Source organism: Dactylosporangium maewongense, assembly GCF_039531485.1.
Classification (GTDB): domain Bacteria; phylum Actinomycetota; class Actinomycetes; order Mycobacteriales; family Micromonosporaceae; genus Dactylosporangium; species Dactylosporangium maewongense.
In genome coordinates this window covers 40,574-64,080 of the sequence record NZ_BAAAQD010000046.1, presented here as the reverse complement: position 1 = coordinate 64,080, position 23,507 = coordinate 40,574, and the positions used below count along the sequence as shown (strand labels likewise).

23 protein-coding genes are annotated in these 23,507 nt (G+C 74.8%); 16 read left to right on the top strand and 7 right to left on the bottom strand.

What is annotated here, in order from left to right:
* Positions 1-120 precede the first annotated feature (120 nt).
* The 3 genes from ABD332_RS55405 (at position 121) to mycP (ending at position 3,852) form a co-directional block, all read left to right on the top strand.
* The gene (locus tag ABD332_RS55405) at positions 121-1,497 is read left to right on the top strand and encodes an MFS transporter (RefSeq protein WP_344514431.1); all 1,377 of its coding nucleotides are present in this window, start codon (positions 121-123) and stop codon (positions 1,495-1,497) included.
* The gene (locus ABD332_RS55400) at positions 1,494-2,498 is read left to right on the top strand and encodes a TolB-like translocation protein (RefSeq protein ID WP_344514429.1); all 1,005 of its coding nucleotides are present in this window, start codon (positions 1,494-1,496) and stop codon (positions 2,496-2,498) included. Before ABD332_RS55405 ends, ABD332_RS55400 begins: the two co-directional genes overlap by 4 nt.
* 184 nt (positions 2,499-2,682) lie before the next feature.
* Entirely contained in the window at positions 2,683-3,852 is a 1,170-nt protein-coding gene (mycP, locus tag ABD332_RS55395) for a type VII secretion-associated serine protease mycosin (protein WP_344514427.1), read from the top strand.
* Positions 3,853-4,017: 165 nt separating this feature from the next.
* On the opposite strand, the gene ABD332_RS55390 is transcribed toward mycP, so the two are convergent.
* Positions 4,018-5,562 carry a serine/threonine-protein kinase gene (locus tag ABD332_RS55390; RefSeq protein ID WP_344514425.1) on the bottom strand — a complete coding sequence of 515 codons (1,545 nt, stop codon included), beginning with the start codon at positions 5,560-5,562 and terminating at the stop codon, positions 4,018-4,020.
* A gap of 191 nt (positions 5,563-5,753) precedes the next feature.
* Positions 5,754-6,740, bottom strand: coding sequence for an AraC family transcriptional regulator (locus ABD332_RS55385; RefSeq protein ID WP_344514423.1), 987 nt, complete (start codon positions 6,738-6,740; stop codon positions 5,754-5,756).
* A 76-nt stretch (positions 6,741-6,816) separates the two neighbouring features.
* Between ABD332_RS55385 and ABD332_RS55380 the strand changes: the two genes are divergently transcribed.
* Both ABD332_RS55380 and ABD332_RS55375 read left to right on the top strand, forming a co-directional pair.
* A complete protein-coding gene (locus ABD332_RS55380) occupies positions 6,817-7,617 on the top strand; it encodes an NAD(P)H-binding protein (RefSeq protein ID WP_344514421.1) in 801 nt (266 codons plus the stop codon).
* Entirely contained in the window at positions 7,614-8,027 is a 414-nt protein-coding gene (locus ABD332_RS55375) for a DUF4345 domain-containing protein (protein ID WP_344514419.1), read from the top strand. Before ABD332_RS55380 ends, ABD332_RS55375 begins: the two co-directional genes overlap by 4 nt.
* Positions 8,028-8,065: 38 nt before the next feature.
* Here the strand turns inward: ABD332_RS55375 and fabV are convergent, their stop codons facing one another.
* Positions 8,066-9,262: an enoyl-[acyl-carrier-protein] reductase FabV gene (fabV, locus tag ABD332_RS55370; protein ID WP_344514417.1), complete on the bottom strand. Its 1,197-nt coding sequence runs from the start codon at positions 9,260-9,262 to the stop codon at positions 8,066-8,068.
* 64 nt (positions 9,263-9,326) lie between these two features.
* Here fabV and ABD332_RS55365 point away from each other — a divergent pair, with 64 nt between their 5' ends.
* Positions 9,327-9,680 (top strand): hypothetical protein, encoded by a 354-nt coding sequence (locus ABD332_RS55365; protein WP_344514415.1) that lies wholly within the window; start codon positions 9,327-9,329, stop codon positions 9,678-9,680.
* On the opposite strand, the gene ABD332_RS55360 is transcribed toward ABD332_RS55365, so the two are convergent.
* On the bottom strand, positions 9,671-9,796 hold the full coding sequence (locus ABD332_RS55360; RefSeq protein ID WP_344514413.1) for a hypothetical protein: 126 nt from the start codon (positions 9,794-9,796) through the stop codon (positions 9,671-9,673). The two genes, ABD332_RS55365 and ABD332_RS55360, sit on opposite strands and share 10 nt — an antisense overlap.
* Positions 9,797-9,824: 28 nt before the next feature.
* Between ABD332_RS55360 and ABD332_RS55355 the strand changes: the two genes are divergently transcribed.
* From ABD332_RS55355 to ABD332_RS55345, 3 genes are read left to right on the top strand one after another with little or no spacing between them, the layout of a single operon-like run.
* A complete protein-coding gene (locus ABD332_RS55355; protein WP_344514411.1) occupies positions 9,825-11,366 on the top strand; it encodes a phytoene desaturase family protein in 1,542 nt (513 codons plus the stop codon).
* Complete coding sequence (locus tag ABD332_RS55350; protein ID WP_344514409.1) at positions 11,363-12,163, top strand: fatty acid desaturase family protein; 801 nt, start codon at positions 11,363-11,365, stop codon at positions 12,161-12,163. Before ABD332_RS55355 ends, ABD332_RS55350 begins: the two co-directional genes overlap by 4 nt.
* A gap of 21 nt (positions 12,164-12,184) precedes the next feature.
* Complete coding sequence (locus tag ABD332_RS55345; protein WP_344514407.1) at positions 12,185-12,796, top strand: TetR/AcrR family transcriptional regulator; 612 nt, start codon at positions 12,185-12,187, stop codon at positions 12,794-12,796.
* A gap of 64 nt (positions 12,797-12,860) precedes the next feature.
* Here ABD332_RS55345 and ABD332_RS55340 read toward each other — a convergent pair whose 3' ends face one another.
* On the bottom strand, positions 12,861-13,808 hold the full coding sequence (locus ABD332_RS55340) for a DUF1861 family protein (RefSeq protein WP_344514405.1): 948 nt from the start codon (positions 13,806-13,808) through the stop codon (positions 12,861-12,863).
* 119 nt (positions 13,809-13,927) lie between these two features.
* On the opposite strand from ABD332_RS55340, the gene ABD332_RS55335 reads away from it, so the two are divergent.
* Complete coding sequence (locus tag ABD332_RS55335) at positions 13,928-15,487, top strand: PP2C family protein-serine/threonine phosphatase (protein ID WP_344514403.1); 1,560 nt, start codon at positions 13,928-13,930, stop codon at positions 15,485-15,487.
* Between the two features lie 97 nt (positions 15,488-15,584).
* Here the strand turns inward: ABD332_RS55335 and ABD332_RS55330 are convergent, their stop codons facing one another.
* Both ABD332_RS55330 and ABD332_RS55325 read right to left on the bottom strand, forming a co-directional pair.
* Entirely contained in the window at positions 15,585-15,956 is a 372-nt protein-coding gene (locus ABD332_RS55330; RefSeq protein WP_344514402.1) for an ATP-binding protein, read from the bottom strand.
* Positions 15,953-16,282, bottom strand: a complete 330-nt coding sequence (locus ABD332_RS55325) for an STAS domain-containing protein (RefSeq protein WP_344514400.1) — start codon at positions 16,280-16,282, stop codon at positions 15,953-15,955. Before ABD332_RS55325 ends, ABD332_RS55330 begins: the two co-directional genes overlap by 4 nt.
* A gap of 140 nt (positions 16,283-16,422) precedes the next feature.
* On the opposite strand from ABD332_RS55325, the gene ABD332_RS55320 reads away from it, so the two are divergent.
* The 6 genes from ABD332_RS55320 to ABD332_RS55295 all read left to right on the top strand — a co-directional run bounded on the left by ABD332_RS55320 (position 16,423) and on the right by ABD332_RS55295 (position 23,492).
* Positions 16,423-17,358 (top strand): acetamidase/formamidase family protein, encoded by a 936-nt coding sequence (locus tag ABD332_RS55320; protein ID WP_344514398.1) that lies wholly within the window; start codon positions 16,423-16,425, stop codon positions 17,356-17,358.
* A gap of 70 nt (positions 17,359-17,428) precedes the next feature.
* Complete coding sequence (dnaK, locus tag ABD332_RS55315; protein ID WP_344514396.1) at positions 17,429-19,297, top strand: molecular chaperone DnaK; 1,869 nt, start codon at positions 17,429-17,431, stop codon at positions 19,295-19,297.
* Between the two features lie 58 nt (positions 19,298-19,355).
* Positions 19,356-19,829 carry a nucleotide exchange factor GrpE gene (locus tag ABD332_RS55310; protein WP_344514394.1) on the top strand — a complete coding sequence of 158 codons (474 nt, stop codon included), beginning with the start codon at positions 19,356-19,358 and terminating at the stop codon, positions 19,827-19,829.
* Complete coding sequence (locus tag ABD332_RS55305) at positions 19,822-20,649, top strand: DnaJ C-terminal domain-containing protein (protein ID WP_344514392.1); 828 nt, start codon at positions 19,822-19,824, stop codon at positions 20,647-20,649. The genes ABD332_RS55310 and ABD332_RS55305 overlap by 8 nt, the downstream gene beginning before the upstream one ends.
* Positions 20,650-20,686: 37 nt before the next feature.
* Positions 20,687-22,288 carry a sensor histidine kinase gene (locus tag ABD332_RS55300; RefSeq protein ID WP_344514390.1) on the top strand — a complete coding sequence of 534 codons (1,602 nt, stop codon included), beginning with the start codon at positions 20,687-20,689 and terminating at the stop codon, positions 22,286-22,288.
* Between the two features lie 43 nt (positions 22,289-22,331).
* Positions 22,332-23,492: a sensor histidine kinase gene (locus ABD332_RS55295; protein ID WP_344514388.1), complete on the top strand. Its 1,161-nt coding sequence runs from the start codon at positions 22,332-22,334 to the stop codon at positions 23,490-23,492.
* Positions 23,493-23,507 lie beyond the last annotated feature (15 nt).

Genomic DNA, 23,507 nt, shown 5'->3' with positions numbered 1-23,507 from the left:
CCGCACCGGTACCGTAAGGTAAACATATAACGAAATACTTCGATGTAAAGTCCCGTTCATGTGCTGCACACCGGCCCGCCGTTTCCGGGGCGTTGCGGGAAGATCCGCCGCCGTCGGACGATGGCGCACCGTTGCCCGCAGGAGCCGCAGGAGAGGGAGACCACCGGGGTGTACCTGTCGACCGTGACCAGCCCGGTCACCGCGCCGCCTGGCGGTGACCCGCGCCGCCGCCGGATCGCGCTCGTCAGCGGCAACGTCGTCGCCCTCGGCACGGTCAGCCTCATCACCGACGTGTCCGCCGAGATGGTCACCGCGGTCCTGCCCCTGTACCTCGTGCTGGGCCTGCACGTCAGCCCGCTCGCCTACGGCGTCGTGGACGGCGTCTACACCGGCGCGACCGCGGTCCTGCGCCTCGCCGGCGGGTTCGTCGCCGACCGGTTCCGCTCCCGCAAGCTGGTCGCCGGCTTCGGGTACACGCTGTCGGCCGTCGCCAAGCTCGGCCTGCTCCTCGCCGGCCGGTCGGTGCCGGCGATCGGCGCCGTCATCGCCGTCGACCGTCTCGGCAAGGGCGTGCGGACCGCACCCCGCGACGCGCTGATCACCGAGTCGACGCCGCCGGAGGCGCTGGGGCGGGCGTTCGGCGTACACCGGACGATGGACAGCATCGGGGCGTTCCTCGGCCCGCTCGTCGCGCTCGCCGTCCTGGCCGCCGCCGGCGAGTCCTACGACGCGGTCTTCGTGACCAGCTTCTGCATCGCGGCGCTCGCGGTCGTCGTGCTGGCCCTGTTCGTCCGCGAACGACCGGCGGCAGCGCTCGAACGCGCGGCAGCGCTCGAACCCGCGTCGGCGCCCGAGTCCGCGGCAGCGCTCGAACCCGCGGCGGCGCCCGAGTCCGCGGCGGACAAGGTGTCGCTGAAGGCCGCGTTCGGGTTGCTGCGCGACGCGCCCGTCAGGCGGCTCGCTGCGGCCTCCTGCCTGCTCGGGCTCGCCACGATCGGCGACGGTTTCGTGTACCTGATGCTGCAACGCCGCGAGGAGCTCAGCCTCGTGTGGTTCCCGATGCTGGCGGTCGGCACGAGCCTGGCGTACCTGCTGCTCGCCGCGCCGCTGGGCATCCTCGCCGACCGGATCGGCCGGCTGCCGGTGGTCCTCGGCGGCTACACGGCGCTGGGCCTGGCCTACCTGCTGCTCTTCGGCCCGGTCGGCGGGTGGCCGCTGCTCGTGCTGACCCTGGCGCTGCACGGGCTGTTCTACGCCGCCACCGACGGGGTCCTCATCGCCCTCGCCGGGCCGGTGCTGCCGGCGCGGCTGCGCACCACCGGCATCGCGGTCGTCCAGACGGGACAGGCGCTCGCATACCTGGTGTCGTCCGTCCTCTTCGGACTCGCGTGGCAGGCGTGGGGCCCGCAGACCGCCAGCCGGGCCGCGGCCGCCGGTGTGGCGGTGGTCGTGGTCGCGACACTGCTGCTGCTGAGGAAACGGGGACCGGTGCGATGACACAACTGTCGAACAAGGCGCGGATCGGTGTGCTCGCCGCCGCCGTCGTCGTGCTCGCGGGCGTCGCGGCGGGCTACACGGCACTCGCCGCCGACCGCGCCGAGCCCGCGGCTGCGACCGGGACCGGGACCGGGCCCGGGCGGGACGCCGCCGTCACGCTCACACCGGGGCCGCGCCTGCTCACGATCACCGACCGGCACCTCGCGACCGTGGCCGCCGCGGACCCCAACGGTCCGCGAACCGTGTCCACAGTGGAGTGCCTGCGGGTGTACGCGGCCGCCGGCACGGGCGTGTGCCTGCGACCGCAGACCGCGTGGGCCTACGAGGTGGTCGTCCTCGACGCCGACCTGCACCCCCGGCAGACCGTGGCCGTGCCCGGCCTGCCCAACCGCGCCAGGGTCTCGCCGTCGGGCCGGTTCGTGGCGTGGACCGTCTTCGTCGGCGGCGACTCCTACACCAGCAGCGGGTTCTCCACCCGCACCGGCATCCTCGACACCCGGACAGGCACGACCATCAGCTCGCTCGAGGAGCTCACCGTCATCCACGAGGGCAAGCCCTACCGCAACGTCGACGTGAACTTCTGGGGCGTCACGTTCGCCGCCGACGACAACCGGTTCTACGCCACGATGTCGACGGCCGGCCGCCGGTACCTCGTCCGTGGGGACCTCGCCGCCCGCACCGTCGAAACCCTGCGCGACAACGTCGAGTGCCCCTCGCTGTCGCCGGACGGCACCCGGATCGCGTTCAAGCAGGCGATCGACGCCGACCCGCAGCGCGGCTGGCGGCTGTCGGTGCTCGACCTCGCCACCATGCGGGTGACGCAGACCGCGGAGCAGACGAGCGTCGACGACCAGGCGGCCTGGGTGGACGGGTCCACCCTCGGGTACACGCTGCGCCAGGACGACGGCCGCCCCGACGTCTGGTCGGTGCCCGCCGACGGCACGGGCGCGCCCCGCCTGCTGATCCCGGGCGCGGAGTCGCCGGCGCCGCTGGCTGTCTGAATCCCTGTCACCGCGTGGGTGACCGGAGTGTCGCCAAGCGGACCGGGTGCGGCGCCGCCCCGCCGGGCGCCTCACTGTGTGCCGGGTCCGCACGGCCGACTCCGCCCCGGTCGGCCAGTACGACTGCTACGGCGGCGCCGACCAGAAGTGGTGGTGGTCCTGACCCTGCCGGTACGGTCGCGGCGTGAGAACGCGCAGCGCCGTGGCAGCGCTGGTGGCCGGGGTGTTGATCGGGGGCGCCCCGGCGCCGGCACAGGCTGAGACCGTCCGCGAGCAGCAGTGGTGGCTCGGCGCGCTCGGCATGGCGAAGGCCCAGCAGGTCAGCAAGGGCGAGGGCGTCGTCGTCGCGGTGATCGACACCGGCGTCGACGGCGCCCAGCCGGACCTGTCCGGCGCGCTGCTGCCCGGCGCCGGCACCAACGGCGTGGCGAGCGAGAAGGGCTGGGACGACCCCGACGGCCACGGCACCCAGATGGCGACGGTCCTGGCGGGCCGTGGCGGCGACGGGGCGAACCATGTGCTCGGCATCGCCCCGAAGGCCAAGGTCCTGCCGATCGCGATCCCGATCGGCAACAGGGCGGCCGGCGCGCCCGCGGGCACGCTCGCCGAGCCGATCCGCTACGCCGCCGACCACGGCGCGAAGATCATCAACATGTCGTTCACGCTCACCGACGACGAGCTGAAGCAGCCGGAGCTGGACGCCATCTCGTACGCCCGCGCCAAGGGAGCCGTCCTCGTCGCCGCCGGCGGCAACCGCCCCCAGGGCGACGACCACGTGCCACTCCCGGCCCGCTACCCCGGCGTCATCACCGTCGCCGGCACGACCCGCGCCGGCGGGCTGTGGGACGGCTCGATCGCCGACCCGACCGTCGACATCGCCGCGCCGGCGCAGGACATCATCGGCGCCGCCCCGAAGTCCCGCTACCCCTCCGGGTTCGCGATCGGCTCGGGCACGAGCGGCGCCGCCGCGATCGTCTCCGGCCTCCTCGCGCTGATCTGGTCCAGGCACCCCAAGCTGGACGCGGCCAACGTCGTCAACCGCCTCTTCGCCACCGCCCGCGACAAGGGCGCCCCGGGCCGCGACGACAGCTTCGGCCACGGGCTGATCGACCCGTACGCGGCCCTGACCGCCACCGTCCCACCGGTCACCGCCGACCCGCTCGGCCCGACCGCGTCGCCGTCCCCGCCGGCGCCGCCCACCACCCACGCGCCGCCGCCGCGGGCTTCCGGCGACGGCCCGGGCACTCCCGCGATCCGCGCCGCGGTCGTCGGCGGCGGATCGCTCCTGCTGGCGCTCCTGCTCGTCTTTGGCGTCGCCCGCCCGCTGCTGCGCGGCCCACGCCGGCGCCGCTGACCCACCTTCGCGGCGCCGAGGCCGTCGCTGTGGCGCCGAGGCCGCCGTCGCCGAGGTCGAGGCGGAGTGGGCGGCCCACCTGGGCACCCGCCGGATGGCCCAGCTCCGTGCGATCCTCGTCGGCCTGTGGGGGATCACCGATCCGTACGCGTGACGCCGCCCGCGTCAGCCGGTCGTGGTGGTCTTCGTCGTCGTGGCGGTCGGGGCGCCGTCGTCGCAGGTGACGGACATCCGGATCGTGACGTTGCCGCGCTTGAAGGCGACCTCCGCCGTGCCCGCCGGGCCGCCGTTGAAGGTCGTGACCTTGTAGCCGTCCGCCGGGTCGGGGGACGTCAGCCGCACGCGCCCGGCGCCGTCGCAGGTGGCGGTGACCGTGCCACCGGCGGAGGTGAGGGTCTCCGAGCGGGGCGGGTCCGAGGTCGGGGGCGGGGATGGCGGCTCGGTCGTGGGCGCCGGGTCGGTGATGTCGGCACCGCCGGAGGAGCCCGCCGGGGCGGGCCCGCCCGTCGCGCCGCCGCCATGGGTGCCGCCGCCATGGGTGCCGCCGCCCGGGGTGCCGGCGCCGCCGCCCGGAACGCCGGTGCCGCCGGACCTGGGGGCGCCCGTGGCCGCGAGGCCCGTCGCGGCCGCCACGGCGGGCCGGGACCTGCCCGGCGGCGGCGTGTCGGCGTCGGACCGGCCCGAGACGATCGGCGGGGAGCCCAGCGCCACCCAGGCCACGACCGCGGCGACCGACACGATGCCCACGCCCGCCGCCGTCACCCGGGCGCGCGACCGCCGGGCCGGGGTGGGCGGGATGACCAGTGCCGACGGTTCGCCGTCCGCCGAGGGCCCGGCCGCGGTCCCCAGGGCCGTCAGGGCCAGCAGCGCCGGGGTGGACGGGACGACCTGCAGCCCGGCGGCCGCGGCGAGCGCCGCCGCGACCTCCGGCGCGTCGGGGCGCTCCGCCGGGTCCTTGCGCAGGCAGCGGTGGCACAGGTCGGCGATCTCCGGCGGGACCCCCGGCGTCTCCGGCAGCGGCGCGGGCGGGAGGTACACGTGCGCGGTGAGCACCTGCGTCGTGCTGTCCGCGGCCCAGGGCAGGTGCCCGGCGAGCAGCTTGTAGAGGATCACGCCGAGCGCGTAGACGTCGGAGGCCGGCTCGATCGCGTCGTCGGTGAGCCGCTCCGGCGCCAGGTACGACGGTGTGCCCAGCACCTGGCCGGACAGGTCGCCGTCGCCGCCGGGGCTGACGGAGGCCGCGATGCCGAAGTCGACGACCTTCGCGCCGCCCGGGGTCACGATCACATTGGCGGGCTTGATGTCACGGTGCACGAGCGACGCGGCGTGCGCGGCGGTCAGCGCGGCGGCGATCTCGGCGCAGATGCGGAAGGCGACGCTCGGCTCGACCGGCCCGGCGGCGATCCGCTGCGCGAGGGTCGGGCCCGGGACCAGCTCCATCACGACGTACGGGACGAGCTCGCCGTCGTCGGACGCCTCACCGTAGTCGTGGACCTGGGCGATGTTGGGGTGCGACAGGTTCGCCGCGGCCCTGGCCTCGGCGCGTATCCGCCGCAGCGAGTCGGGCTTCGTGAGGTGTGCCCCGTTGAGCATCTTGACCGCGACCGCCCGCCCCAGCACCTCGTCGGTCGCCGCCCACACCACTGCCATCCCGCCGCTGCCGAGCTGCTCCTCCAGACGGTAGCGACCGCCCAGCACCCGCCCCTGCACCTCGAGCCGTCCCTCCGATCCGGTAGCCGTCCTCCGGCGGGCGTCTGGCCGTCTCCACGCATCGACGCTCACCGTGCAGGGCGTATCCTGCCGTGAGCACCCCTCGCGACGCCAGCCACCCCTTGGCCAGTTCGGTCCGGCGCCTGGTCAGGAGGCTTCGAATCGCGGGTCGGTCGACGAGCAGCGACACCTCATCGGCCGGTGGTGCCCGTGGCGGCGCGGACCGCGCCCGGCGACACGCCGAAGGTCCGGCTGAAGGCCCGGGAGAACGCGGCCTCCGACGCGTAGCCGAAGCGGTGCGCCACCTGCGAGAGCGGCTCCGGCGACTGCTGCAGGTGGGTGTGGGCGAGCTGCATCCGCCACTGGGTCACGTACTGCATGACGGGCTCGCCGAGCAGCGCCGTGAACCGGGCGGAGAACGCCGAACGGGACATCGCCGCCTCGCGGGCCAGGGACTCCACGCTCCACGGCGCCTCCGGGGCCCGGTGCATCGCGGCCAGCGCCCGGCCGAGGTGCTCGTCGCGCAGCGCCGCGAGCCAGCCCTGGTGCGCCTCGGGCGCGGTGTCGAGCCAGCCGCGGATCGCCTGCACCACCAGGACGTCGGCGAGGCGGGTCAGCACCGTCTCGCCGCCGGGCCGCAGCGCGGTCGCCTCGGCGGCGATGAGCTGCAGGGTGCTGTGCAGCCAGCCGCCGTCGTCGTCCCACCCGTCGACGTGCAGCACCGGCGGCAGCTGCGCGACCAGCCGCCGGGCCGGGACGTGGTCGCAGCGCAGCACGCAGTAGGTGACCCGGGTCAGCGCGCCGCCGCCGCCGTGGCGCAGCAGCTCATACCGCTCGCTGACCCGCTCGACCGGGATGTCGAACAGCGGCGTGGCGCGGGACCCGCTGTGTCCGCTGTGTCCACTGTGGACGCGGTGCGGGGTGCCGTGCGGGATCAGGGTCAGCCCGCGCGGCCGCAGCGTCCGCGGCGGCTCGCCGTCGACCTCGAGGACGGCCTCGCCGGCGGTGACGACGAGCAGCGCCATGAGCCCGTCCAACGCGGGCACGGCGATGTCCCACGGCGCGGTCAGCTCCGAGCGGCAGTACAGCGTGCCGGTGAGCCGCAAGAGGTGCAGCGCCTCACCGAGCGGGTCCGCGGCCGGCGGGAGGATCGTCGTCGTCACCTCGTCATCGTCCATGATGCTGGACGATCTGCAAAGACTTCCGGTGTTCCTGTGATTCAGGATCTCGCCGGTACCGGCGAAGCTTGACCACATGAGCAACCTTGTCATCGGCTCGACCGGCAAGACCGGCCGCCGGATCCTCCGCCGCCTCACCGACCTGGGGCACCCCGTGCGTGGCGCCTCCCGCCGCAGCGACCCGCCGTTCGACTGGGAACGGCGGGAGACCTGGCCGGCCGTCCTGGACGGCGTCGACGCCGCGTACGTCTCCTACTACTCCGACCTCGCCGCCCCCGAGGCGCCCGCCGCCGTGGAGGCGTTCACGAAGGCGGCCGCGGCGGCCGGCGTCCGGCGGCTCGTGCTGCTGTCCGGCCGCGGCGAGCACCACGCCGAGAGCTGCGAGGACATCGTCCGGGAGTCCGGGCTCGGCTACACGCTCGTGCGGGCCTCGTGGTTCGCGCAGAACTTCGGCGAGGGAGAGCTGCGGCAGGGGGTCATGGACGGCGCCGTCGTCCTGGCCGCCGGCGACGTCGCCGAGCCGTTCGTGGACGTGGAGGACATCGCCGACGTGGCGGTCGCGGCGCTGCTCGACGAGCGGCACGACGGCCGCGTGTACGAGGTCACCGGCCCGCGGCTGCTCACCTTCGCCGAGGCGGCCGCGGAGATCGCGCTGGCGGCCGGCCGGCCGGTCACGTACGTGCCGGTCGGCGTCGAGGAGCTGCGGGCGGCGCTCGCCGGGCACCCGCAGGGCGACCTGTTCGCCGACCTGTGCGGCGAGGTGTTCGACGGGCGCAACGCCAGCCTCGGCACCGGCGTCCAGGACGCCCTCGGCCGGCCGCCGCGGGACTTCGCCGACTACTGCCGCGCCGCCGCGGCGGCTGGGGCCTGGCGGTGATCCGGCGGATCCTGCTGCTCGTCTCGGGGGTCGTGGCCGTCGCGGTCGGGGGCGCCAGCCTGTTCGCACCCGTGGCCTTCCGCCGCCAGTACGGCATCAGCATCGGCACCGACCCCAACCTCCTCAGCGAGACCAGGTCGGCCGGTGGGGCGGTGCTCGCCGTCGGGGTGCTGCTGCTGGCCGGCGCGTTCGTGGCGCGGCTGGCGTTCCCGGCGGCGGTCGCCGGGACCGTGTTCTACCTGGCGTACGCGGTGTCGCGCGGGATGTCGGCGGCGCTGGACGGGGCGCCGGCGAGCGGCCTCGTCGTCGGCGGGATCGTCGAGCTGGCCCTCGGGGTGGCGTGCTGGTTCGCCGCCACCCGCCCGGCGCCGGACGCTCACCTGGGCGCGGGCCACTCCAGGCCGGGGTAGCCGGGCGTCGACCACTCCGGGGCGGGGTGGCCGGGCGCTCACCTGGACGCGGGCCACTCCAGGTCGGGGTCGACGGGCGCCGCGTAGTCGACGCCGGGGACGTCGAAGCCGTACAGGCCGCGGAACTGGGCGCGGAACCAGTCGACGTCGGCGACCTCGGCGATCGTCGCCGGGGTGATCGCGTGCCAGCGCTCCGCGACCGCGGCCTGCACCGCGGGGTCCAGCTCCCACCGGTCCAGCCGCAGCCGGCCCTGCTCGTCCAGGTCGAGCGGGGCCGCGCCGGTCAGCTGGTCCCACAGCTGCACCGACTGCTCGACCGGCGACTGGAGCGCGTCGCCGAGCACGGCGCGCAGGACGCTGACGTACAGGGCGATGCCGGGGATGGCGGTCGACGCCTGCGTGACGGCCGCGCCGTTGACCGACGTCAGCGCCCGGCCGCCGTGCCCGGCGAGCCGCTCGTCGAGCTCCTTGGCGGTCCGCTCCAGGTGCACCTTCGCCGCGCCGATCGTGCCGTCGCGGTAGATCGCCGAGGTGAGGCCGGATCCGATGTACGACAGGGCCACCGTGCGGAACCCGTCGCGCAGCAGCCCCCGGTCCTGCAGCGCGGTGACCCAGCGGGACCAGTCCTCGCCGCCCATCACCTGCACCGTGTCGGCCGCCTCCTGCTCGCCGGCGGGGATGGCGGTCACGTCCCGCAGGGCCGCCGTGCCGTCGGCGTCGAACTCGAGCGTCCGCGTCGTGTGCGCCTGGCCGAGCGGCTTGATGACCGACTGGAACGTGGTGCCGGTCCGCGGGTCCGTCCGTCGCGGCGCGGCGACGCTGTACACCAGGACATCCACCTGACCGAACCGCTTCTGCAGCAGGTCGAGGACCTCGTCCTTGGTGGTGTCGGCGAACGCGTCGGCGTTGACGAAGGTGAAGTCGCTGCCGACCTCCGCGGCGACCGCGTCGGTGGCGATCGTGCGATACCAGCCGGCGGTCGCGGTGCGCCGGCCCGGCGGGCGCTCGAACGCGACGCCGACGCCCTGCACGCCGTGCCGGACCAGGCCCGCCAGGGTGGCGGCGAGGCCGTAGCCCGCGCTGGAGCCGATGATGAGCGCGGTGAGCTTCGACGGCTGCCGCTGCGGCGCCGGGATCTGCGCGACCATGTCGGCGACGCTGCGGAAGCAGCCGGCGGGGTGCGCGTCGAGCAGCAGGAACCCTCGCCCGGTGGGACTGACGACACGTGCGGCCACGACTGCTCCCTCGATCATCCGGCGGTGCGTTCACATCCTGTCATGCCCCCGGCGGTGCCGCGCCGTGAGCTTCCGCGTGTACGTGGAGCAGGGCTGGGCCGCGGTGAACGGCCTGGTCTTCCGGACCGGCGGCGTGATCCCCGTCGACGACCGGGTCAGGCTGGAGTCGCACCGGATCGTCTTCGACGCCATCACCGGCCTCATCGTCTTCAGCGTGACGACGTCGCGGGCCGGCGAGGCGGGCGACGACGACACCGACCCCGACGAGTACGCCCTCACCGCCGCCCGTGCCGTCGCCCCTGAGGGCATGCGCCTGCGGGTCCGCGCGCTGGACCAGCCGCTGCCGCCCGGCCGCAGCTTCCGGGTGGACCTCGACTCGGGCGCCGTCATCGAGGTCCGCAACCGGGCTCAGCCGTAGTACATGTCGTCGGCCTCGACGACGCTCTTCTTCGCCGGGGCCTTGATCTGCGGTGCGGCGGCCGCCGTAGCGAAGGCCGGCGATCCGCGCCGCCTGATATCGACCGCTGTTGACACGGTGGTGGGGTGGTCCTACGTTGAACGTATGTTCAGAACTTCTGTTCAGGACGATTGGTTCGACGTCGCGGTGGTCGGGGCGGGGCTGGCGGGCCTGGCCACGGCGCTGCGGCTGCAGGCGGCCGGCCGCACGACGGTGGTGCTCGAGGCGCACGGCCACGCGGGCGGCTGCGCCGGCTACTACCGCCGTCGCGGCTTCTCCTTCGACGTCGGCGCCACCACGCTCGTCGACTTCGAGCCCGGCGGCGTGGGCGCCGAGCTGTTCGACGCCGTCGGCATGCCGCCGCTGCCCGGTGAGGCGCTGCCCGGGTATGTGGCGTGGCTGCCCGATCGCACCGTCGTGCTGCACCGCGACGCCGGCGCCTGGCACCGGGAGCGACTGCGGGCGCTCGGCGACACCGACCGGCACCGCCGGTTCTGGGCGCTGCTCGACCGGCTCGCCGACGCGTTCTGGCTGGCCAGCCGCGCGGGCGCGAGGATGCCCGTGCGAGGCCCGGCCGACCTGGTGCACAACGCGCGGGCGATGCGCCTCACCGACCTGCACCTGGCCCGGCACGTCACCGGCACGCTCGGCGGGGCGCTGCGGCGGCACGGGCTGCGCGACGACGCCGCCCTGGTCGGGCTGCTGTCGATGCTCGTCGAGGACACCGTACACAGCACCGTCGACGACGCCCCGCTGGTCAACGCGGCGCTCGGCATCACCATCCGCGGCGCCGGGCTGACCCGCGCGACCGGCGGCATGCGCGGCTTCTGGCGGGCCGCCGTGGCGCACTACCGGTCGCTCGGCGGCGACCTGCGCTGCGGCTGGCGGGTCACCGGCGTGACCGGCGCCGCCCCGCACTTCACCGTCGACGGGCCGCGCGGCACCGTCCGGGCGGCGCAGGTCGTCAGTGCGGTGCCGGTGGCCACGACCGCGTCGCTCGCCCCCGCCGCCCGGCCCGCCCTGGAGCGCTTCCTGCGCCGCGACGCCGGCGACCTCGGCGGCGCGGCCATGGTGTGCCTCGGCGTGCCCGAGGAGGAGGTGGCCGGGCAGGAGTTCACCCACCACCAGCTGCTGCGCTCCTACGCCGAGCCGCTCGGCGACGGCAACAACATGTTCGTCTCCGTGTCGGCGGCAGGCGACCACGACAGCGCCCCGCCGGGCCACCGCGCCGTGATGCTGTCCACCCACACCGGCCTCGCCGGCTGGGAGGACCTGGACGACGCCGGGCACGCCCGCCGCCGCGCCGCCCTCGGCGACCGGCTCGTGGCCGAGGCCCGGCGGGTCTTCCCGCGGCTCGGCGAGCGGGCCGTGGTGCGGGAGGTGGGCACGCCGCGGACCTATGCGCGGTTCACGTCCCGCCCCCTCGGCGCCGTCGGCGGCGTCCGGCAGCGCCCCTCCAACGCCAACCAGCACGCCGTCCCGCACCGCTCGGCCGTGCCCGGCCTCTGGCTCGTCGGCGACTCCACCTGGCCCGGCCTCGGCACCGTCGCCTGTGTCCTGGGCAGCCGCATCGTCGCCGAAGGCGTGCTCGCAGGCCCCGGCGCGGAGCGCGGCGTGCCCGTCACGGACGGCCTGGTGCGGGCATGAAACCGGCGCTGGACGATCTCGGCACGGACCTGCTCGCCACCCGGCCGGGGCAGCGGCGGCTGGCCCTCACCCGACCGGCGCTCGGCGTCGCCGTCTACGTGGTGGTCGCGGCCCTCGGATGGTGGTGGGTGACCCCCGTCGTCATGTTCGGGATCTTCGTCGCGGTCGTCACCGTCACCCACGACGTGGTGCACCGGTCGATCGGGCTCGGGCCGCGGGCGACCGAGTGGGCGCTGTTCCTGTGCGGCCTCGTCCTGGTGGAGAGCGGGCACGCCTACCGGGCGACCCACCTGCAGCACCACCGGGCGTTCCCCGCGCCGGAGGACGACCCGGACCGCGATCCGGAGGGCTACCCGGCGCACATCAGCCTGCTCGGCGCCGCCTGCTACGGGCCGGTGTTCCTGGTGCGGTTGTGGCGGTGGGCGTACCGTCGCAGCCGCCGGGACCGCGGGTGGCTGGTCGCGGAGGCCGCCGCGCCGGTCCTCGTCATCGCCGGCGGGGTCGCCCTGCTGCCGGTCACGCCGATGCTGCTCTGGTATGCGGTGATGGCGGTCGTCGGCAGCTGGGTCTATCCGGTGCTGACGGTGTACCTGCCGCATCACGACTTCGGGGACACGCCCCTGACGCAGACGCGGACCCTGCGCGGGCGGGTGATCCCGGCCGTGTTCCTGGAGCTGACCTACCACCTGGAGCACCACCTGTACCCGCAGGTGCCCAGCCACCGGCTCGCGGAGCTGGGGCGGCGGCTCGACCCGTTCCTCGCCGCGTCCGGAGTCCGGCCGCACCGGGTGATCTGACATCGCCTACCGTTGCCGGTGATGCCGCGCCGAACCGAGACCCGCGAGCGCATCCTGCGCGCCGCCGTCGACACCCTCGCCACCCAGGGCTTCTCGACCAGCACCGCGAGGGCCATCGCGGCCACCGGCGGCTTCGCGCCCGGCGTCATCTACTACCACTTCGAGGACCTCGAGGACCTGCTGCTCGCGGCAATGCGGCACAGCAGCGACAGCCGGATGGAGCGCTACACCGCCCGCACGAGCGGCGTCCGCGGTGCCCGGGAGCTCCTGCCGGCGCTGCGGGAGCTGTACGAGGAGGACGTCGCCACCGGTCACATCGCCGCCGTGCAGGAGCTGGTCGCCGGGGCGGTCGGCGCCACCCGCCTCGCCGAAGGGGTCCGCGCCGAGATCCGGCGCTGGGAGGACTTCACCGAGACGCTGATCGGCCGCCTGCTCGGCGACAGCCCCCTCGCCGCCCTCATCCCCGGCCGCGAGGCCGCCATGGCGGCGATGGCCTTCTACCTGGGCCTGGAGATGCTGACCCACCTCGACGGCGACCGCGGCCGCAGCGACACCCTGTTCGCCGCGGCCGCCGGCCTCGCCGACATGCTCGACGCCCTGGCCGGCCTCACCGGGGGCGACGAGCAGGGCTGACCCTCCCACGGCCGCGCTGTGCCGCAGGCCCGGGGACCGTCGGCCGCCACCCCACGCGTGCGGGCTACGGCAGCGGTGACGGCACGACGATCGAGCCGATGGAGGCGTCGCCGAGGCCGCAGTACAGGCGGACGGTGCCGCCGTCGAGGACCTCCATCGAGCCGGGGAAGACGACGTCGGTGAGGTCGGCGCGCTTCGGCGGCGCGGGCGGGAAATCGGCGCGCATCGCGATGACCGCCGGCGCGGTCGTGGTGCAGGCGGCGGGGTCGATGGTCCACCAGGCGCCGGCGTACTCCTGCGGGCCGCCCTCCTCGCCGACGGCGACGTGACCGAGGACGCCGATGCGGTCGCCGAGGTCGTACAGCTCGTTGACGCCGAGTTTGGTGTCCTCGGCGACCTGGTCGTGGAAGATGTGCGCCTTGGCGATGAGCTCCGCGGACAGTTGCGTGTAGTCGTCGGTGAGGATGAGGCTCACCCGGCCGCGCCCGGCGGTGCCGCCCTGCGGCCGGCCGCACACGGCGAGGCCGTCGCGGCGCTGCAGCAGCCGGATGTCCTTCATGCCCGGCACCTCGACGAACGGCCGGGCCGGGTCGAGCCGCTCGACGTCGGGTGCGGCGTAGAAGCGGGTGACGACGCCCGGCGGGTCGGTGCCGAAGTCCAGCGAGACCACGCCGAGGACCAGGACCGGCGAGCCGTCGGGGCCCAGGACCCAGGCGGCGAACGGGTCCTCCGCCGCCGTGAACACCGGCATGCCGGGCGCCTCCCGCCAGCCGTCACCGGTGCGCTCGTAGAAGCGGACCTCGGGATCCCACGACGACCGGTCACGCCAGTAGCTGCCGGGCGACTCGACCCGCACCGCGAGCAGCGCCCGGCCGGCCTGCCGGATCAGGCAGGGGTTGTACGCGAGGCGGTCGCCGACGCCCGGGATCGGCTCGGCGACCCCGGTCGGGCGGCCGGGACGGCGCAGGTGGGCGGCGACGAGGTCGCGGTACCCGGCGGGAGGCAGCGTCACACAAGCACCGTAACGCCGTCACCAGTTGTGGAAGGCGGGAAACCGGGGTGAACGTCGGAAGCGGCGGCACCCGCCGCGCCGGGGCGGCCACGGTGCGTGCCCGGCACTAAGCTTCGGTGATGGCACACGACGGCGCGCGGCGTGCGACCTCGCCGGCCACGGCGGACGGTGCTGCCGGCACCGTGCCCTCCGTCGTGCGGGCGCTGCTGGCGGCGGTGCCGGTCGGGTGCTCGTGGCTGCTGCCGCTGACCGGCGAGGACGGCGAGGTCGCCGACTTCCTCGTCGCCGCGGTGGGCGGCCAGGCCGGGGACATCTACGGCCGTGGTCTCGAGCGGGTGGGGGAGCGGGTCAGTGACCTGTACCCGAGCATGGTCGGCGGACCGTTGTGGGACCTGTACCTGCGGGTGCTCGCCGACGGGGTGCCCGCGGAGCTGCCCGCCTTCCGGCATGCCGAGCGGCGGGCCGGGATCGTGGCCGACTCGCTGTTCGAGGTGAGCGTCCAGCCGGTCCTCGGCGGGCTGCTGGTGTGGTGGCAGCGCACCGACGAGGCCCGCCGCCGGCTGGAGCGCACCGAGCAGCTCGGCAGCCTCGGCTGGGCCGAGCACGACCTGATCACCGGGTGCAGCGACTGGTCGCCGGGGATGTTCCGGATCTTCGGGCGGGATCCGGCGCTGGGGCCGATGACACGGTCGGAGCAGGCCGCGGCGCTGCTGCCCGACGACCGCGGGGTGAGCGAGACCGCCTGGCAGACCCTGGACAGCGGCGCCGCGTCCGACGTGACCGTCCGGTTCCGGACCGCGGACACGGTGAAGTACCTGCGGATCCTGTCCGACGTCGCCCGCGACGCCGACGGCAGCCCGCTGAAGGTCTACGCCGTCGTGCAGGACGTCACCGCCCGCGAGGACGCCCGCACCGCGATGGATCGGCTCCGCGACCAGCTGCGCACCCGGGAGATGACGGCGCTCGCCGAGCACCGGCTCGCCGCGCAGCTGCAGAACCTGATCCAGCCGGTGCCGCCGGAGCCGTTCCCCCTGGCCGGGCTGCGGGCCGTGGTCAGCTACCTGCCCGCGGAGAGCGCCGTGCAGGTCGGCGGCGACTGGTACCACGCGCAGACCCTGCCGGACGGGCGCGTGGTGCTCGCGGTCGGCGACGTCGCCGGGCACGGGCTGGACGCCGCCAACGGCATGGCGCACCTGCGGTTCTCGCTGGTGGCGTGGCTGTCCATCGGCATCCGTGACCCCGGCACGCTGCTCGCCCACATGAACCAGCTGTCCCTGCAGCTCGGCATCACCGGCACGGCGGCGATCGGGCTGTACGACCCCGCCACCCGCACCCTGGCGTGGGCGCGGGCCGGGCACATGCCGCCGCTGCTGGCCCGGGCCGGGGTGACCACGGAGCTGGACCGGCCCGCGGGCCTGCTGCTCGGCGCCGCCGGCGACTCCGCCTATCCGGTCGTCACGGCGGCACTGCGCGACGACGACCTCGTGCTCTTCTACACCGACGGCCTGATCGAGCGCCGGTCCACCGACAGCGACGTGATGCTCGGCCGCGTCAAGCAGACCATGTCCGCCGTCTCCGCCGAGGCGGGGCCCGAACAGCTGACCCGGCTCCGCGGCCTGCTCCGCTACGCCGGCCCCGACGACGACACGTGCACCCTGGCGGTGTGCGTACAACCCTGACAGTGCCCGCTACAGGCCCGCTACAGGCCCGCTACAGGCCCGCTACAGGCCCGCTACAGGCCCGCTACAGGCCCGCTACAGGCCCGCTACAGGCCCGCTACAGGTGCAGGCGGAGGCGGACCGTGGTGCCGTCGGGGCCGCTGACCGTGTCGACCTGGTCGCAGATCCGCTCGACGATCGCCAGCCCCCTGCCGCGGACCGCGTCCACCGCCGGCATCGGCCGCGGGAACGCGCGCGGCGGACCCTGGTCCACGACGTCGCAGACGATCTGCCCGTCGTCGGCCCAGAGGCTGACCCGGCCGCCGCCGGTCGTGTGCTGCAGCGTGTTGGTCGCCAGCTCGTTGACGGCGAGCATCAGCAGCTCCGTGCGGGTCGGCGACATGCCCGACGCGACGGCCTGGGTCCGCACGAACGCCCGCACCGCCCCGAGGTCGCCGGGCGCGCTGTAGTCGACCGACGGGGCGCTCATGCCGCCATATCCGTCTCCGTGGGCGGGGCCAGCAGGTCGCCGACGCCGGTCATGTCCAGGACGTGGGCGACCACGCCGGCGGCGTTGACCACCTGCAGCCTGCGGCCCTGCCGCTGGGCGGCGTGATGGCCGGCGACCAGCGCGTGTATGCCGCTGGAGTCGATGAACCGCAGGGCGGCCAGATCGACGACGACCACCGGCGCGAGGTCGACGGCCGCCAGCAGCGCCGACGTGAGCTCCTCGCGGCAGGCCAGGTCGCACTCACCGGCCAGGGCCACGACGGCCCGGCCGTCCACCTCGGACGTCTTCACCTCGAACTGTGCCATCGACCTCAGCACCCCCTCGCCACCGACCCGGCACCCATCATGGCACCTGAGACCGGGCGGCAGGGCATCAGCCGACCGCCCGACCCGCCGAGAGGACGCGGGGGCGCGGCGACGTGACCGGGCCTGCTTCACTCGTATCCGTGGAACACGTGCTGGACCCCGACGACCGGACGCTGCACGGCTACTTCTCGCGGGACCGCCCGCCGGCGCTGACCGTGCGGCCCGGCGACACCGTGACCTTCCGGACCCTGGACTGCTGGTGGTCCGCCGGCCGCTACGCCGGCGAGCCGGTGCCGGACCGGCCGCGGGTGCCGCAGTACCGCGACGGGTACGGGCACGCGCTCACCGGGCCGGTCGAGATCGAAGGCGCCACGCCCGGGCAGACCCTCGAGGTCCGCATCGACGAGGTGGTGCCGGCGGCGTGGGGCACCACCGTCGCCGGCGGCTGGCCGAGCGGCCCGAACCGCCGGTACCACCTGGAACACGACGGCGTCGTGCACGCCTGGGACCTCGACCCCGTCGCGATGACCGGCCGCAACCAGCACGGCCACACCGTGCCGCTGCGCCCGTTCATGGGCGTGATGGGCATGCCGCCGGCCGAGCCGGGGGAGCACTCGACGATCCCGCCGCGGGCGCACGGCGGCAACATCGACTGCAAGGAACTCGTCGCCGGCACCACGCTGCTGCTGCCGGTCCCCGTCGACGGCGCCCTGTTCTCCGTCGGCGACGGGCACGCCGCGCAGGGCGACGGCGAGGTCAGCGGCACCGCGATCGAGTGCCCGATGGACCGGGTGACGCTCACGTTCGGGCTGCGCGACGACTTCCCCGTGTCCGGCCCCGTCGCCCGTACCGGCGACGCATGGCTGACGATGGGCCTCGGCGACACCCTGGACGACGCCGCCTACGCCGCGCTGGACGCGATGTTCGCGCTGCTGGAGCGGCTGCACGGGGTGCGGCGCGCCGACGCCGTCGCGCTCGCCAGCGTCGCGGTCGACCTGCGGGTGACGCAGATCGTCAACCAGGTCGTCGGCGCGCACGCCGTCCTGCGCGACGGGGCGCTCACCACCGGTGGGTGAGACGCGGCCTGTGCACCCCGGCGAGCCTTGAATCGGCTGCAGCAGCCGGAGGCTCAGGAGGGATGCACACATGGCACGCGCTGTGGGAATCGACCTCGGCACGACCAACTCCGTGATCGCCGCGTTCGAGGGTGGCCGTCCCACCGTCCTGCCCAGCGAGGAAGGCAGCAGGACGACGCCGTCCGTCGTCGCGTACACCGGCACCGGCGAGCGGCTCGTCGGGCAGCTCGCCCGCCGGCAGGCGGTGCTGAACCCCAAGGGCACGATCTACTCCGCGAAACGCTTCATCGGCCGCCGCTTCGACGAGGTCAGCGAGGAATCGCGCGGCGTCACCTACGACGTGGTGCCGGGCCCCGACGGCATGGTGCGCTTCGACGTGCGCGACAAACAGCTGTCGCCGGAGGAGGTGTCCGCGCAGATCCTGCGCAAGCTCGCCGACGACGCCGCCAAGCACCTCGGCGAGAAGGTGACCGAGGCGGTCGTCACGGTCCCGGCGTACTTCAACGACGCGCAGCGGCAGGCGACCAAGGACGCGGGAAAGATCGCCGGGCTGAACGTGCTGCGGATCATCAACGAGCCGACGGCGGCCGCGCTCGCGTACGGGCTGGACAAGCAGGGCCACGAGACGGTCCTCGTGTTCGACCTCGGCGGCGGCACGTTCGACGTCAGCATCCTCGACGTCGGCGACGGCGTCGTGGAGGTCCGGGCGACGTCCGGCGACACGCACCTCGGCGGCGACAACTTCGACCACCGGCTCGTCGAGCACATCGCCGACCAGTTCCAGCGGGAACAGGGCATCGACGTGCGCACCGACCCGCAGGCGCTGCAGCGCCTCACCGAGGCCGCCGAGCGCGCGAAGATCGAGCTGTCGTCGGTGACGCAGACCCAGGTGAACCTGCCGTTCATCACCGCCGACGCGACCGGCCCGAAGCACCTGACGATGACGCTCACCCGGGCCACGTTCGAGGAGCTGACCCACGACCTGCTCGAACGCACCATGGAGCCGGTCCGGCAGGCGATGCAGGACGCGAAGGCGGGCGCCGGCGACCTCGACGAGGTGATCCTCGTCGGCGGGGCGACCCGCATGCCGGCCGTGCAGGCCCTCGTCCGCCGGCTCACCGGCGGCAAGGACCCCAACATGTCCGTGAACCCGGACGAGGTCGTCGCCCTCGGCGCCGCCATCCAGGCGGGCGTGCTCAAGGGCGACGTGCAGGACGTGGTCCTGCTCGACGTGACGCCGCTGTCGCTGGGCGTGGAAACCCTCGGCGGCCTCATGACGAAGGTGATCGAGCGGAACACGACGATCCCGGCCCGGCGCGCCGAGACGTTCTCCACCGCCGACGACAACCAGCCGGCCGTCGACGTGGTCGCGCTGCAGGGCGAGCGGGAACGCGCCGCCGACAACCGGGTCCTCGGCCGGATGCGGCTGGAGAACATCCGGCCCGCGCCGCGCGGCACCCCGCAGATCGAGGTCACGTTCGACGTCGACGCCAACGGCATCCTCAACGTGTCGGCGAAGGACAAGGACACCGGCGCCGAGCAGAAGATCACCATCACCGAGAGCGGGACCCTCGACACCGCCGAGGTCGAGCGGATGGTCCGCGAGGCCGAGGAGCACCGGGCCGAGGACCGGCAGGTCCGGGAGCGGATCGACGCCTCCAACGAGCTCGACAGCGTCGCGTACCAGCTGGAACGCGCCCTGCAGGAGCACGGCGACGTGCCGGAGCACGAGCGGGCCCGCGCCACGATGCTCGTCGCGGACGCCCGCCGGGCGGTGGAGGAGCAGGCGCCGGCGGCCCGCATGCGGCAGCTCACCGAGGACCTGCGGCAGATGACCCTGGCGCTGGGCAGCCGGGCCGCCAGGCAGCCCCAGGCCGGCGCCGCGGCCCCGCAGGACGCCGACGACGTCATCGACGCCGACTTCAACACGGGATCATGAGCGGGCCGGCGCGGAGCTCCAGGTCAGGGCGGCGCCGGAGCGTGGCGGAGGTCAGGTCATGACCCAGGAGCACGAGGTCGCGGAGCTCACCGAACGGTGGCAGCGGGCCGCGGCGGACGTGGAGAACACCCGCAAGTGGGCCGAGCGGCAGGCGGCGCGGCAGCGGCAGGAGGAGCGGACCGCGATCTCCGCGGCGTGGCTGCCCGTCCTGGACAACCTCGACCTGGCGCTGCGGCACGGCGACGCCGACCCCCGCACGATCGTCGAAGGTGTGGAAGGCGTCCGCGAGCAGGCCCTCGCCGTGCTCGCCGGCTTCGGGTTCGCGTCGTTCGGCGAGGTCGGCGAGCCGTTCGATCCGGTGCGGCACGAGGCGGCCGAGGTCGTGCGCGACAGCGACGCGCCGCCCGGGACCGTCGTGCGGGTGCTGCGGCCGGGGTACGGGGACGGCGAGCGGCTCCTGCGGCCGGCGGTCGTCGCGGTCAGCGCGCCGGTGCTGCTGGGCGACAGGGAGAACGGGCCCGACGGTGAGTGAGCGGCGCGACCCGTACCAGGTGCTCGGCGTGGCCAGGACCGCGACACCGGAGGAGATCCAGCGCGCGTACCGGACCCTGGCCCGCCGGCAGCACCCAGACATCAACAAGGAGCCCGGCGCCGAGGACCGCTTCAAGGAGATCAACGAGGCGTACCACGTGCTGTCCGACCCGGAGCGCCGCGCCCGCCACGACAAGGCCGGGCGGGAGCGGGCCCGTCCGCGGGGGGTGCAGACCGTCGACATCGACGACCTTTTCAGCAGCATGTTCGGCGGGCGGTACGGCACGGGCGCCGACACCGAGGCGCACATCACGGTCGGCGTCGAGGAGGCGTTCCGCGGCGGGCGCCGCACGGTGACCCTGCCGGACGCCGACGGCCGCCCCCGCCGCTACGACGTGAACATCCCCGCCGGCGTCGTCGACGGCCAGCGGATCCGGCTCGCGGGCCAGGGCGCCCCCGGCGTCGCCGGTGGCCCGCCCGGGGACCTGTACCTCGTCGTCGCGCTCGCGCCGCACCCCCGGTTCCGGGTCCAGGGCCGGGACGTGGTGCTCGACCTGCCGGTCGCGCCGTGGGAGGCGGCCCTCGGCGCGCGGGTGCCGCTCGACGCCCCCGGCGGTCCGGTGCGGGTGGACGTGCCGGCCGGCACGTCGTCCGGGCGGCGGCTGCGGCTGCGCGGGCAGGGGCTGCCCAACCCGCGCGGCCGCCCCGGCGACCTGTACGCCGAGGTGCGGATCATGGTGCCGGCGACGCTGAGCACGCGGGAGCGTCACCTGTTCGAGGAGCTCGGGAAGGCGTCGGCGTACGACCCGCGGGGCCGCTGAACAGGCGCCGCCGCACCGGATCGCGTACCGTGCTGCTGTGATCGGCTCGGACGGATACCCGGCCACCAGAGTGTGGGACCGGTGGAGCAGCACCCGGTGGTTCGCGTCGGTGCTGATCGCGATGGTGGTGCTCGTCGTGTGCGGCGCGGCCGTCGGCGCGGGGGTGCTGAGCCACACCGCGGGGGTGTCCAACCGGCTCAGCGACCGGATCTCACCGGCCCGCACCGCGGTCGTCGAGCTGACCGCCGCCCTCGTCGACCAGGAGACCGGCGTCCGCGGCTTCCTGCTCAGCGGCGACGAGCGGTTCCTGGAGCCGTACGCGCGGGGCGTCGACGGCGAGCGGACCCTGCTGACCCGCATCCGGCAGCTGCTCGCCGGCGAGCCCGTCGCCCTCGCCGACCTCGACCGCGCCGAGGCGCAGGCCCGCGAGTGGCGGACCACCGTCGCGGACCCGGCGATCGAGACCCGCCGCCGCGGCAGCGACCCGGCGGCCGCGGTCGACACCGTGCTCGCCGGCAAGGCCGCCTTCGACGCGGTCCGGGACCGGGTCGCGGCCCTCGACAGGGACCTCGCCGCCATCCGCGACCAGGCCCGCGCGGACCTCGACGCGGCCCGCCGGCTGCGTGACGGCGTGTTCATCGGGATGATCGGGTTCCTGCTGCTGTTCATCGTCGCGATCGCGGTGCTGCTGCGCGTGGTGGTGCTGCGACCCCTCGACAGGCTCAGCGCCGGCGTGCGGCGGGTCGCCGGCGGCGACTTCGACCACCGGCTCGCCGCGGCCGGTCCGGCGGACCTGGCCAGGCTGACCGGCGACGTCGAGACGATGCGCCAGCGGGTCGTCGACGCGCTCGTGGACAGCCAGCGGGCCCGGGCGAAGCTGGAGCAGCAGCAGCTCGAGCTGCACCGCTCCAACGCCGACCTGGAGCAGTTCGCCTACGTCGCCTCGCACGACCTGCAGGAGCCGCTGCGCAAGGTCGCCTCGTTCTGCCAGATGCTGCAGCGCCGCTACAGCGACCAGCTCGATGACAAGGCCCGGCAGTACATCGCCTTCGCCGTCGACGGCGCGACCCGGATGCAGCGGCTGATCACGGACCTGCTGACCTTCTCGCGGATCGGCCGTGTGTACGACGACAGCCGCTCCGTCGACCTCGACGACGTGGTCGCGCAGGCGGAGGCGAACCTCGCGGGCGCGATCGCGGACCGCGGCGCCCGGGTCGAGCGGCCGCCGCTGCCGACGGTGCCGGGCGACGTGACCCTGCTGACGATGCTGTGGCAGAACCTCATCAGCAACGCCATCAAGTTCCGCCACCCGGACCGGGACCCGGTGGTGCGGGTGGCGGTCGGCGAGGCCGGCGACATGTGGCAGTTCAGCGTCGAGGACAACGGCATCGGGATCGACCCGAAGTACGCGGACAAGATCTTCGTCATCTTCCAGCGGCTGCACTCGCGGGAGACCTACACCGGCACGGGGATCGGGCTGGCGGTGTGCAAGAAGGTGGTCGAGTTCCACGGCGGCGAGATCCGCCTCGACGACACGTACCGCGACGGTGCCCGCTTCGTGTTCACCCTGCCCCGCGAGGCGGCGGCCGCCGACGACCTGGACGCCGTGGGCGAACCGGAGGCGCTGGCCGTGCACTGATGCGGGACGAGCACGGTGCGTAGCGCAATACAATCGTTGCGTAATGTGGCGGAGCATCGGTTTTGACGGGAGCGCCGGAGCGGCCCGTGCCGCCGCCGGCCTGTTCCTGCTCGCCGGCGTCCTCGCCGTCCTCGGCGTCGCCCAGCCGCACAGCCGCGGCCGTGACCTGCTCGTCGTCGCCGTCGCCGACTTCTGCATCGCGGCGGCCGCGTGGTGGGCGCCGTGGCGGCGGCTGCACCCGCGGGCGACCGTGGCGCTCGCGCTCGCGGGGCTGGTGGTGCTGGCGTTCTCGACGTGGGCGTTCGGCGGGACCGCCGCCGGCACCGGGCCGTTCTTCGTCCTGCTCTTCGCGTGGGTCGGGCTGCACCACCCGCCCTGGATCGCGTACGCGCTGTCGCCGCTGACCGCCGCCGCCTACATCGCACCGCTGATCGCCACGCACCAGCCGCCCGAGGTCGTCGGCAGCGCCGTGGTGTTCGTGCCGGTCGTGACCGCCGTCGCGGTGCTCATCGCGGGGCGGGTCCGGCAGTGGCGGCGGGCCCAGGACGAGGTCGCCGCGGCCGAGCGGTGGCGGGCGTCGCTCATGCTGACCCTGGCGCACGACGTACGGTCGCCGCTGACCGCCGTGCAGGGTGCCCTGGAACTGCTCGACGAGGACGCGGGCCTGCCGCCGGAGCACCGGGCCCGGCTGACCGCCGCCGCGCTGCGCCAGGTCGCCCGGATCGCGCGGCTGGCCAGCGGGCTGCTCGACGTCGGCCGGGTCGAGGACGGCAGGCTCAAGCTGGACCTGCGCCCCGTCCTGGTGCGCGCGGCGGTCGCGGACGCGGTCCTGCTCACCCCGCAGGCGGACGCCGCCGTCGACGTCGAGCCCGGCCTGACGGTGGTCGCCGACCCCGACCGCCTCGAGCAGATGCTGGTCAACCTGATCGGCAACGCCATGCGGCACGGCGCCGCCCCGATCTGCGTGAGCGCGTCGGCGTCCGGCGGGACCACGACGATCGCCGTCCGCGACCACGGACCAGGGGTGCCGCCGGACGCCGTGAGCGCGTTGTTCAGCCGGTACGGCGGGGGAGCCGCGCCCCATTCCGTCGGCCTCGGCCTGTGGATCGTGCGCGAGCTGGCCCGGGCGCACGACGGCGACCTCACCTACGAGCCCGCCCACCCCGGCGCGTGCTTCGTCATCAGCCTGCCCGCCCGGCCGTGAGCGGCCGTGAGCGGT

What these genes read in the sequence shown, in the direction of transcription:
- ABD332_RS55350 (WP_344514409.1), top strand. Translation starts at nt 11,363, where the DNA reads ATGAAACCGGCGCTGGACGATCTCGGCACGGACCTGCTCGCCACCCGG.
- ABD332_RS55345 (WP_344514407.1), top strand. Translation starts at nt 12,185, where the DNA reads ATGCCGCGCCGAACCGAGACCCGCGAGCGCATCCTGCGCGCCGCCGTC.
- ABD332_RS55355 (WP_344514411.1), top strand. Translation starts at nt 9,825, where the DNA reads ATGTTCAGAACTTCTGTTCAGGACGATTGGTTCGACGTCGCGGTGGTC.
- ABD332_RS55325 (WP_344514400.1), bottom strand. Translation starts at nt 16,282, where the DNA reads ATGGCACAGTTCGAGGTGAAGACGTCCGAGGTGGACGGCCGGGCCGTC.
- ABD332_RS55380 (WP_344514421.1), top strand. Translation starts at nt 6,817, where the DNA reads ATGAGCAACCTTGTCATCGGCTCGACCGGCAAGACCGGCCGCCGGATC.
- ABD332_RS55310 (WP_344514394.1), top strand. Translation starts at nt 19,356, where the DNA reads ATGACCCAGGAGCACGAGGTCGCGGAGCTCACCGAACGGTGGCAGCGG.
- ABD332_RS55330 (WP_344514402.1), bottom strand. Translation starts at nt 15,956, where the DNA reads ATGAGCGCCCCGTCGGTCGACTACAGCGCGCCCGGCGACCTCGGGGCG.
- ABD332_RS55295 (WP_344514388.1), top strand. Translation starts at nt 22,332, where the DNA reads ATGTGGCGGAGCATCGGTTTTGACGGGAGCGCCGGAGCGGCCCGTGCC.
- ABD332_RS55400 (WP_344514429.1), top strand. Translation starts at nt 1,494, where the DNA reads ATGACACAACTGTCGAACAAGGCGCGGATCGGTGTGCTCGCCGCCGCC.
- ABD332_RS55335 (WP_344514403.1), top strand. Translation starts at nt 13,928, where the DNA reads ATGGCACACGACGGCGCGCGGCGTGCGACCTCGCCGGCCACGGCGGAC.
- ABD332_RS55385 (WP_344514423.1), bottom strand. Translation starts at nt 6,740, where the DNA reads ATGGACGATGACGAGGTGACGACGACGATCCTCCCGCCGGCCGCGGAC.
- dnaK (WP_344514396.1), top strand. Translation starts at nt 17,429, where the DNA reads ATGGCACGCGCTGTGGGAATCGACCTCGGCACGACCAACTCCGTGATC.
- ABD332_RS55405 (WP_344514431.1), top strand. Translation starts at nt 121, where the DNA reads ATGGCGCACCGTTGCCCGCAGGAGCCGCAGGAGAGGGAGACCACCGGG.